Source organism: Rhodopirellula sp. JB055 (assembly GCF_043100905.1).
GTDB lineage: Bacteria > Planctomycetota > Planctomycetia > Pirellulales > Pirellulaceae > Rhodopirellula.
In genome coordinates this window covers 1-10,190 of the sequence record NZ_JBICHO010000167.1, presented here as the reverse complement: position 1 = coordinate 10,190, position 10,190 = coordinate 1, and the positions used below count along the sequence as shown (strand labels likewise).

At 55.6% G+C, this 10,190-nt stretch carries 7 protein-coding genes; all 7 read right to left on the bottom strand.

The annotated features are described in order from the left end of the window. The coding region (locus ACF8AM_RS06925) for a sulfatase (protein WP_392554925.1) at positions 1-1,297 on the bottom strand (1,297 nt) is incomplete at its 3' end. A gap of 9 nt (positions 1,298-1,306) precedes the next feature. Beyond that, a complete protein-coding gene (locus ACF8AM_RS06920; protein WP_392554924.1) occupies positions 1,307-4,321 on the bottom strand; it encodes a sulfatase-like hydrolase/transferase in 3,015 nt (1,004 codons plus the stop codon). Positions 4,322-4,341: 20 nt separating this feature from the next. Then, positions 4,342-5,901 (bottom strand): sialate O-acetylesterase, encoded by a 1,560-nt coding sequence (locus ACF8AM_RS06915; protein WP_392554923.1) that lies wholly within the window; start codon positions 5,899-5,901, stop codon positions 4,342-4,344. Next, positions 5,891-6,784 (bottom strand): alpha/beta hydrolase, encoded by an 894-nt coding sequence (locus ACF8AM_RS06910; RefSeq protein WP_392554922.1) that lies wholly within the window; start codon positions 6,782-6,784, stop codon positions 5,891-5,893. The genes ACF8AM_RS06915 and ACF8AM_RS06910 overlap by 11 nt, the downstream gene beginning before the upstream one ends. A 48-nt stretch (positions 6,785-6,832) precedes the next feature. Further along, a complete protein-coding gene (locus tag ACF8AM_RS06905; protein WP_392554921.1) occupies positions 6,833-8,221 on the bottom strand; it encodes a sulfatase-like hydrolase/transferase in 1,389 nt (462 codons plus the stop codon). 8 nt (positions 8,222-8,229) lie between these two features. Further along, on the bottom strand, positions 8,230-9,363 hold the full coding sequence (locus tag ACF8AM_RS06900) for an alpha/beta hydrolase fold domain-containing protein (protein ID WP_392554920.1): 1,134 nt from the start codon (positions 9,361-9,363) through the stop codon (positions 8,230-8,232). Between the two features lie 53 nt (positions 9,364-9,416). Further along, on the bottom strand, positions 9,417-10,190 hold a 774-nt coding region (locus ACF8AM_RS06895; RefSeq protein ID WP_392554919.1), incomplete at its 5' end, for a sulfatase/phosphatase domain-containing protein.

The window sequence follows — 10,190 nt, the reverse complement described above, 5'->3', positions numbered from 1 at the left end:
GCTTTTCGTTCACATCACGATCCAGGTTGAACAGCCGCGGCTTTTTAAGTGTCACAAAGCCTTTCGTTTTGTCGGGCTTCTTCGACCAGAATGGTTGGTCGTCCGTCGTGCGGGGCAAATGCAGCTTCCAGTTGTCTTCTCGGACGGCCTGCAGATTGGTGCCGTTGTAGTAAGAAAGAAACTGGTGCGGTGATTGAGTGTCTTTGCCCAGCAGGACCGGCAGGATGTTCTTGCCATCCAGCTTGCGATCATCCGGTGGCTGAACTCCGGCGAGTTTACAAAACAGTGGCAGCAAATCCATGCTGGTCAGCGTGACGTTCGAAACTTGGTTCGGTGCAATTTTGCCTGGCCAACGGAAGATGCCTGGCACACGGTGGCCGCCTTCCATCGTGCAATACTTGCCACCGCTTAATCCGCCGGTGGATCCATTTCGCGTGGGGCCGTTGTCGGATGTGAACACCACCAACGTGTTCTCGTCGATCCCGGCATCGCGAATCGCTTGCATGATTCGGCCGGTGCTGTGATCCAGCTCTTTGATGAAGTCGCCGTACTTGCCTTTTCCAGATGTGCCAACGAAGTCTTTGCTGGGACGCAGCGGGTTGTGCACGATGTGGTGCGAGACATAAATGAAAAACGGATCGTCTTGCTGCCGATCGATGAACTCGATGACTTCGTCGGTGTAGCGTTTCGTCAGCACTTCGCAGGGAACGTTTTTCTGCTCCACTGCTTTGCCGCGATACAAGGTGTTGTGATTCTTACCACGCCGTGGTTCGTAGTTGCTGGGGATTCCAAAGTATTCATCGAAACCGGCATCGAGCGGATGCGAACCTTCCACTTCCATGCCCAAGTGCCACTTGCCCACCATCAAGGAACGATAGCCAGCGGGATGCAGCAGCTCGGGGATCGTGAGCTCCTCCGGGGCAAAACCGTAGTCTTTGTACTTCGCCACGTTTTCGTTTCTGGCGACCGGCATGCCACATCGCATCGGGTAACGGCCCGTTAGCAACGCGGCACGCGAAGGACTGCACACGTTGGCAGGGACGAAAAAGTCCGTGCTGCGAAAACCTTCGTCGGCGAGTGCATCGAGGTGCGGCGTTTTCACGCCCGATGGATCGTAGCAACTGATGTCACCGTAACCGAGATCGTCCGCGAAAATGAGGACGAAGTTGGGTGGTTTGTCGGCGGCCTCGATGGAGGAAGCTTGCAGCCATGACATGGCAACGGCCATGAGCGAGCCAACCCAAAAACAGCATTGGTGTTTCTGATTCGGAACGCCGGATCGGAGAAAGGTGCGCATCGGGTGTTCTCAGTTGGAAAGTGGCTTGGGGTTGTCATTGAAAGCGGCCGGCCGACTGTTGGTGGCGATGTCAGCGGCAAAGTCTTTCAGTCGGCGTTGCAGTTTCTTGACCACTTCCGGATTCGTTTCGATGACGTTCACCTTTTCACCAAGGTCATTCTCCAGGTCATAGAGCTGTCTGGCGACGCCGTTGTTGACATGCAGTTTCCACTTGCCTGACCTCACTGCTGCTAGTTGATTGCCGCGGTGGTAGAAGAAGACTTCGTGCGGTGATTGCGTTTCGCCTTTCAACGTGAGCCAGATGTCTTTGCCGTCGATGACCCGGTCCGTTGGGACAGTCGCTCCGGCGAGCTTTGCGAATGTGGGCAGCAGGTCCATCGCTGTCATGAGTTCACTGTTTTCTTTGCCGGCAGGGATTTGTCCTGGCCAGCGGACCACGGTGGGTTCACGCATGCCGCCTTCGAATGCGGTGCCTTTGTGGCCACGCAGTTCGCCGGGGCTGGCGTAGAGCGTGTTCTTCGGCGGGCCGTTGTCGGATGTGAACAGCACCATGGTTTTCTCATCGAGACCATTGGACCGAAGTGCATCGAGAATTTGCCCGACCGACCAATCGATTTCGGCGATCGCCTGACGGAACAGATTCGCACGCGTTGCGTAGTCGATGTACCCGTCTTCTTTCTCAATCGCAGCGATGACGTCATCGGCAACGCCTTCCATGAACGGAGGCGAAGCGTGGAGGGGAGCGTGGGGGATCGGATGGGGCAAATACAAAAAGAACGGCTCGTGTTTGTTTTTCTCGATGAAGGAGACGGCTCGTTCGGTCAAGCGTTTGGTCAGGAAGTCCGCGTCGGGATCCATCTCAATCACAGTTTCGTTTTCCAGCAGAGGCAATGGTGGGAACTGGTAGTGATTCTGCCGAGGATGAAACGGATGAATGTCATGGCTGTAGGGAATGCCGAAGAACTCATCAAAACCTTGCTTTGTCGGTAGGAATTCCGGTTGGTCGCCAAGGTGCCATTTACCAAACATGCCGGTTTGATAGCCCGCAGTCTTCAAGACTTCTGCGATCGTGATTTCATCGGGATGCAAACCCTTGCGATCGCCCGCCAGCAGCACCCCGAAATTGGAACCCGTCGCCATGTCGATCCGCTTGGGATAGCAACCCGTCATCAGTCCCGCTCGTGATGGCGTGCAAACGGGAGCGGCCACGTAGAAGCTGGTCAGCCGAGATCCTTCCGCCGCCATTTGGTCGATGCGGGGTGTGTCGACATGCTTTGCACCAAAGCAACTGAGGTCACCGTAGCCTTGATCATCCGTGAGAATGACGATGAAATTGGGCTTTGTCGTTCCTGATTTTGTCCCACGACCTGACGGCGAAACGGACGCGGTGGGGGACGGAGGTTGTTTCGGGGTTTGCGATTTCGTCTTGGGCGACGGTTTCTTTTGCCGCGTGCCTTGGGATCCTTTCTTGGGACGGTAGGAATCCAATCGCGTTTTCAGCTCTTCCACGACCTCAGGATATTCCCGGTAGACATTGGTGGTCTGGGATCGGTCCTTTTCCAAATCGTACAGTTGAGCGGGCGGAGCATCCTTCTTGATGCGACCGTTGACGATGTCGCTGTTCTTATGACCGGAGAACTGAACCGCCGCAGGACCTCCCCAAGCATGATGCTGGGGTTTGGAACCGTTGAATCCGCCGCTGCCACGGGCTCCGATGTACAGCCACTTGCCTTTGCGAACGGCCAAGTTGTGTGGTTGGCGTGGTGCAAGGACCAACTCCGTCCGCAAGGGTTCGCTGGGTTCATCCAGCAAAGCAGGCAACATGTTGATGCTGTCTTTCTGCTCCGACGATGGCATCTCCTGCTCGGTCAGTGCCGAGAACGTGGCAAACAAGTCAACTTGGCTGATCAGTTGATCGGACTGAGTTCCCGCTTTGATTTTGCCCGGCCATTTCGCGATCAGGGGAACTCGGTGTCCGCCTTCCCAGACGCCGAACTTGAATCCCAGCAACTCGCCATTGGGTTGATGACCGGCTTCGACCGCGTTGCGTCCTGCTCGGTTGAGCATGGCACCGTTGTCGCTGGTGAAAAGGACGAGGGTGTCGTCCGTCAGACCATTGTCTTCGAGCGACTTCACAATCTCGCCGACCATCCAATCCAACTCATGAACGAAATCACCGTAGAGCCCGCACTGACTGGTGCCTTTGAAACGGGGCGCCGGGGTGAATGGGTGATGAATGTTGGGCGTGGCGAAATACAGAAAGAACGGTTCGTCTTTCTTTTCAGTGATCCACTTCACCGCACGTTCCGTTAGAAGCGTGCCCGTTTTCTCGTCGTCGTAGATTTCGTGCGCCTTCAGAGCACCACTGAATCGGTTTGGGCTTTTGACCGAAGCCTCCACAGGAAAAGTGGGCGTGGGGGACACGGGTTTGCCGCCGTACACCAACGGATCGTTTGGATCGTATCCGAAGATGCTGTCATCGTTGACGTAGACGTAGGGGCTGCCGCTATTGACCAATGGCACACCAAAGTAATGGTCAAAGCCGACGTCCTGAGGTCCCGGCCGCAGTGGAACTTGCCAATCGTTGGGTTCTTCTTTGAACCCCAGATGCCATTTCCCGAGACAGGCTGTTGCGTAGCCTTTGTTCTTGAAGAGCTTTCCGATCGTTTGCGTGTTCGTGTCGATGATCAAACCGGAAGTCGTCGGAAGCGGCCCCCAAACTCCTTGACCGCCCATCGCGCGAACCGGGTACTGTCCGGTCAGCAGCCCGTAGCGTGAAGGCGTGCACACGGCGGATGCGGAGTGGGCGTCGGTGAACCGTCGTCCTTCTGCGGCAAGTTGATCGATATTCGGCGTCGAAAGTTTCGTTGCTCCATAGCAACTCAAGTCTCCGTAGCCGAGGTCGTCAACAAAAATCAGAACGACGTTGGGTGGACGCTCCGCCGCGGCGGATGTGCCGCAGGTGACAAGCATCGCCAATACGGCAGCGCAAAAATGGATTAGGGATGAATTCATGAGGGGCATTTGCCTGGGCGGAGATGAAGTCATGGTTGGAAGGAGTCGGTGCGGAAGGGATAAGCGGGAAGCCTGGCGGCGTTGACCAGGTTCACTTTGGGTTTGCCCGCGAAGGCGTAGCGAACATGGAGTGGATGTGTCAGTTCAGACGAACTCAGCACCACGGTTTGCCCCCGCAGTTCGGCGGTTGCAGGAACCCATTTTTGTGAATCGTCAGACAACCAAAATCCGGTGGGGGCTTTTCCATCGAGAGTCTGCAAGCCCTCAGCATGTTCGAAGTGGACCACCAACCGATCGTCCAGCACTTCGACGCGTTTCATTTTGGGACCCTCCGCTTCAATGGTCTGGCCCAATGTCTCGCGAGCCGCCAGCAGTGCCAGTCGTTGACCGATGGGCAGCTTGTCTTTGGGGTGAATGTTTTTCAGATCACCCAAGTCGATTGTGTTGACGACGGAAGTGTGCGGCAGTTCCAGTGATTGCAACTGTGACTCTCGCATCCAAGCCCACGAGTGAGTGCTCGGATGTTCGGGACCCATTTGCGGTCCCGTCGGCAGCGGCTTGAAATAACCAGGCAACATCACGATTAGGAAGTGCATGTCCTGGTTGCCCCACTCCTTTCGGTAACGTTTGATCCATGCCTTCAAGGTGGGACCATATTTCAGGATGCCAGAGTGACGTGAGAACCAAGGTTCCTTTGACATCCCAAACATCGACTGGGTGTTTCGTTCGCCTTGGTACCACACCAGCCCGCGGCAAGCGTAAGGCACCAACGGATGAATCATCGCGTTGTAGAGAATGTTCGATTGGCGACGCAGGAAGATGTCGTCGGCTCGGCTCCAGGGTTTTTTGCCATTCAAAATGGAAGCGATCCGGTCATGGGTGGCGGTGTCCGCATCGAATTCCTCCATCATCGTTTTGAAGTGCGGCACCGTTTCGGTCATCTCATGCGGCATCCAGGCTTCGATCGATGAGCTCCCCCAGCACGTCAGGATGATGCCCACCGGAACGTCGCCGGCTTGTTCCAAGAAGTGAGCAAACGAAAATGCGACGGCGCTATTGGGCGGTTGCTCCGTCCATTCGCCTTCCAAGCGATCTTGCTCGGGCATCGCGACGGTTCGTTTCACTTCGAAGCATCGAATGTTCTCTGAACTGGCGGCCAAAGATTGGATTTCAGGAACCGCCGCGGTTGAGAACTGCATGTTGGATTGCCCGGAACAAATCCAGACCTCTCCAACGACAACATTGGTGAAGGAAACCGAGGAGTTGGAACTGGAGACCTGCAGTGTTTGTGGTTCTGCACTGGCGGGCATCGGATTCAGTTGCACTTTCCAAATTCCATCGGCATTGGCGACGGACTGCTGTTTTTGCCCAGAGAAATCGACCGTGATCGCGGTCCCTGGATCAGCCGATCCCCAAACCGGAACCGGCATCTTTTGTTGCAGCACAGCGTTGTCGCTGAACGGCGATGCGACCGACAATTCGGCCATCGCAGTTGCGGGATACGACAACAGAAAGCATCCGGCGACGATTGCGAGACGCATCAGGTGACTGGGCGAAAGGTGCCGCATGGCGGGGTGGTCATTTGACATTGAGTGCCTCGATCCGTTGATGGTCGACTGGACCGGTGAGGTATCCAAGCTTCGCGAGGAATTGATCTGTCTTGGCCAGCGTGTCGCTGAACCCGCCTCGCTTTGGATTGAAGAACCCGTGGGGTTGGCCTTCGTACAAATGGAGTTCTGTTTGGATACCCGCGGCGCTCATCTTGTCGCGAAAGGCTTCTGCGGTGGCGACTGGAACGTGTTTGTCTTTGGTTCCCAGGAACACAATCGCGGGTGGATCATCCGGCGTGATGTTGTGAGCGGGTGAGATCGCGGGGAACCACTCTTTGATCCGGTCGTAGCCATACCCGCCCTCTATTGCGTTGTCGTAAACCGGGTTGAACAAGACCAACGCATTCGGTTTGGAAGAGACGGAATGATCTTCTCCCTCCGCTTCAAATCCTTCGCAGAAACCGGTTGCCGCTGCCACATGCCCGCCTGCGGATCCGCCGCCCGCGATGATTTTTTCAGGATCGATGCCCAATCGCTGTGAGTTTTGACGGACCCAGCGGATGACTGACTTGCCGTCTTCCACGCACGCGTCGGGAGTGACCTTCTGGCGGCTTTTGACGCGGTAGTCAGCCACGAAAGCAACGATGCCGCGAGAAGCGAGGTAGCGACTTTGCGGTGCCAATTGAGTCACGGTGCCTCCGTTCCATCCGCCGCCAAAGAAAAACACCGCCGCCGGTCGTCGGTCTTGTGCTGGATCGTGACCTTCCGGGTCGAAACGGTAGATGTACAGATCGTCGTCGGAAGCGGTCTTGTAAACCTCCGCGGTGGCACCAGGCATGGCGACTTGTTCGGTCTTCGCCATCGCGGGCGTTGCCATCAGAAGGAACGCGATCAACAGCGGTGACGTCGGTGAGAATTTCATGGGGATGCTTGTTCTTGGGTGTTCACGGGACGAAAGGTTTCGAATGATTCAGTAATTCACAGTTCCACCTCGCGCTGGTTTCTGTCGTTCGTTCTTCCACCAGTGGTCAGGGCCTTCGGATTCAATTCCCCGCCAGACCTTCATCAGCTCGTCTTTCATTGCTGCGGTTTTCTCTGGCATCGCGACGGCTAAGTCGTGTTCTTCTTTCCAGTCCGTTTGGATCTCGTAGAGTTGAAACTTGGTGAGCGTTTCGTCGCCGACCAATTTCCAATCACCGATGCGGAGAGCCACGCGATCAGCGGGAGGCGAAACGTGTGTTCGCCAAAACAGCGGGATCTTCCTCTCGACCGGTTTGCCTTCGAAGGCGGGCAACATGCTGACGCCGTCAATCGTTCGGTCGTCAGGCTGCGGGATGCCGGTGATGTCCAGCACCGTTGCGAAAATATCGGTGCCAATCACCGGGATGTCGCTGACTGTTCCGGGCGTGATGTGCCCTGGCCAACGAGCGACACCGGGCACGCGGATGCCGCCTTCATGGTCGTTGCGTTTGTTGCCGCGCAGTCCGCCCGACGTTCCACCAAAAGCAGGCACGGGACCGTTGTCCGAGGTGAAGAAAAGCAGCGTGTTGTCGCTAACTTCCTCAGCGTCCAAAGCGTCCATCACCATTCCCAACGCGTGATCCATTTGAGTGATATTGCCCATGTACTTGCTGTTTTCGTGTCCTTCATACAAGGATTGAAAACGCGAATCGGTTGCGATGGGGGAATGCGGTTCGTGCACCCAAACCGTCATGGCAAATGGCTTGGATGGATCATGGATTTCTTTCAGCCAGCGTGCCGCTTCCGTGGCAACCAACTGAGCCGAGTATCCTTCGAGTTTCCCGACGGGTTCGCCGTTGCGAACAAAATTGTCCGGGTCCTTGTGGCTGGGGCTGGCGTTGTTTTGAGTGCACATCCAATGATCGAATCCATGTTCGCTTGGATGGGGAAATTCCGGATTGCTGAACTGCTGCCTTGAGAGCAAATGCCACTTCCCGACGTGACATGTTTCATACCCGACGTTTTTCAGTAACTCCGGGAACGTGATCTCGCTGGCACGCAGATGAGCCTCGTGATTTCCAGACAAGTGTCGATAGACACCGTTTCGATACGGTGTCCGTCCGGTCAGAATTGCAGAACGCGAAGGTGAGCAAACCCCGCAGGCGGAATAGCACTGCGTGAACTTCACACCTTGAGACGCCAGGCGATCAAGGTTGGGCGTTTGAATCCGTTCGTGGCCGTAGGTGGCGGAGTCTCCCCAGCCCATGTCGTCGGCGACGAAGACCACAAAGTTGGGATGGGCTGACTCAGCAGCGTGTGCACCCGCCAATCCCAACGACTGCGCGGCCAGCAGGCAACCGAAAAGGAACGCTATCGAAATCGAAAAGTTCGTCTTCATGTTAGGAATCAGTTCGGGAGGTGGTCGAGGAAGAATTGCACGGTGCGGTCAACGATCGCATCTCGCGATGGATCGATCTTGGCGTCGACGCTTCGCCAATTGTGCCCCGCGTTCCGAATGATCATGACTTCAACGGGGGCCTTGATCGCATCCGCTTTTTGTTTCATGTGGTGAGCGTGCTTGACCGGGATGGTCGTGTCTTTGTCGCCTTGGATCATCAACAGCGACGGGCTGTCGGCACGCAAGAAATTGACCGGACTCATCTCACGGTAGAGTTCCAGTTTGTTCGCATCCGATGAATTTGACCCCAGAATGCGAGGTCCAAATCGATCACGAAAGTCGGCTCGGTCGTCATGATTGAATAGCTCTGTCTTTTCAAAATCACAGGGTCCGTACCACGAGACTCCTGCCAGCACTTGATAAGACGTTCCGGCCAACGCTTCGTCACCCAGAAGAGTGTCCGGTGTTGTCAGCAAAAGCATTTGTGCGATCTGCCCGCCGGCGGAATCGCCCATGACGAAGAAGCGTGTGGGATCGAGCCGAAGCATTTTGCTGTTCTTAGCCAGATAGCGAACCGCATCCTTCGAATCGATCACGCAGTCCCGCATCATCACGCCACAGTTCGGCTTGCACAGCCGATAGTTCACCGACGCCACCGCGAATCCTCGCTTCAGCAGTCGCCCAAACACGGTTTTGAACGAACCTTTGGCGGCGCCCTGTTTGCTGCCAGCGGCCCATCCGCCCCCATGCGTGTACACGATCAGGGGACAACGATCATCAATTCGAAGCTCACTGGATTCGGCGGGGCAATAGAGATCCAACAACAGTTCTTTCTGCCCGACCGTTTTGTAAACGAGGTCAAGTTTAGTTTCTCCCTCTGTGTCCAGAGACGCCTGCTGTTCTCGGCTAAGTTCGTCGATCGATTGTTCCCGGTCCTGATTTGCATCCAGTTTTCGATAGCGGTTCCAGGCACGCGAATTTTCGTTTTGCTCCCAGATCCCATTGGCGTTCTCGTCAAACCTTTGCAGCAACCGTGTCGCAGTCGCTGTCGAGGCAGGAGGAGCGGCATCAGCCAGCGATGAGCAAAGAAACCAATGACTGGCAATGAAGAGGATGGTTCCGGGAATGAAAGAGCGGATCACGGTGGGGCGTTTCCGGGGTGTGATGACATGGAGACTTGTTTACAAACGTTGCTTCATCGGTCCTTTCGTGTCGCTTGTCGTTTGAGAAACGGCTGTTTGTCGGCCATCGAGATGGTTCGATCAAACAGCGTGCCATAGCGTTGGTAGTCGTTGTAGTCGACGGCTTGCTGCTTCCATTTCGCGACCTCTTCGTCGTATCGCTTCCGCATGGTTTCCAAGACGGCAGAGCTTTCCGGATCGTTGGCCAGATTCGTCAGTTCCAACGGGTCGTTTTGCGTGTCAAACAGCTCTTCGGTGGGTTGCATCTGATCGTCGCCGTACCACCAGTAAGTGTATTTGTAGCGTTTCGTCAGACAGGTCAGGCTGTGAGTCGGCAGGGGGCCGAACACGTTGATGAATGACATTTGTTCGTGCCCGCCATGCTCTGGTGAACGCAGCAGCTTCATCAGGCTTTTGCCATCCATGTTGGATTCGGCCGGCAGACCCGCAAGTTCCAAAATCGTGGGAGCAAAATCGATGTTCCCAGTCAGTTCGTCGCAGCGATATTGTTGGCCGTTGAGTGGACTGCGAGGGTCATAGATCATCAGCGGCACACGGGAGGATTCTTCCATCGGCAACACTTTGGAACCGTATCCGTGTGAACCACAGATATAGCCGTTGTCGCTGGTGTAAATCACGACGGTATTGTCGGCGACGCCTTGTGCCTTGAGTTCGTCTCGAATCATCCCCAGGGCAACGTCGATTCCATGGACTTGTTGATGATACTTCGCCATTTCACCGTCGTAGTCGCTGTCGTACTTCCACTCATAGAACCGCGGGTATTGACG

Bases quoted from the DNA above. Each gene is read 5' to 3' on its own strand.
- ACF8AM_RS06915 (WP_392554923.1), bottom strand. From the start codon at position 5,901: ATGTCAAATGACCACCCCGCCATGCGGCACCTTTCGCCCAGTCACCTG.
- ACF8AM_RS06905 (WP_392554921.1), bottom strand. From the start codon at position 8,221: ATGAAGACGAACTTTTCGATTTCGATAGCGTTCCTTTTCGGTTGCCTG.
- ACF8AM_RS06910 (WP_392554922.1), bottom strand. From the start codon at position 6,784: ATGAAATTCTCACCGACGTCACCGCTGTTGATCGCGTTCCTTCTGATG.
- ACF8AM_RS06920 (WP_392554924.1), bottom strand. From the start codon at position 4,321: ATGCCCCTCATGAATTCATCCCTAATCCATTTTTGCGCTGCCGTATTG.